This window comes from Corallococcus sp. AB049A (assembly GCF_003668885.1).
GTDB lineage: Bacteria > Myxococcota > Myxococcia > Myxococcales > Myxococcaceae > Corallococcus > Corallococcus interemptor.
Genome location: NZ_RAWL01001419.1, coordinates 1 through 393, shown reverse-complemented (window position 1 = coordinate 393; position 393 = coordinate 1). Strand labels below are relative to the sequence as shown.

Below are 393 nucleotides of genomic sequence, written 5' to 3'. Positions count from 1 at the left end.
GCGTGCTGCCGCTGGAGCCGAAGGTCACCTCGACCTCGGCGATGACCAGCGTGATCAACCAGCAGGGCGTGTTCTTCTTCGTCGATACCCACGTGCAGGAAGACCCGACCGCCGAGCAGCTGTGCGAAGCGACCCTGCAGGCGGCCTACCGCATGAAGTTGTTCGGCATCGAGCCGAAGGTGGCGCTGCTGTCGCACTCCAACTTCGGCAGCCACGATTCGAAGGACGCGCTGAAGATGCGCCAGGTGCGCGAGCTGCTGCTCAAGCGCAACCCGCGCCTGAACGTGGACGGCGAAATGCAGGGCGACACCGCATGGGATGAAGCGCTGCGCCAGAAGCTGCTGCCGGGCTCGACCCTGCAGGGCCGCGCCAACCTGTTCGTGCTGCCGAACC

The 393-nt window shown here is 65.9% G+C and carries 1 protein-coding gene; it reads left to right on the top strand.

Annotation, left to right across the window (positions count from 1 at the left end; translation table 11 throughout):
- The coding region (locus D7X55_RS47360) for a phosphate acyltransferase (RefSeq protein WP_255425075.1) at positions 1 to 393 on the top strand (393 nt) is incomplete at both ends.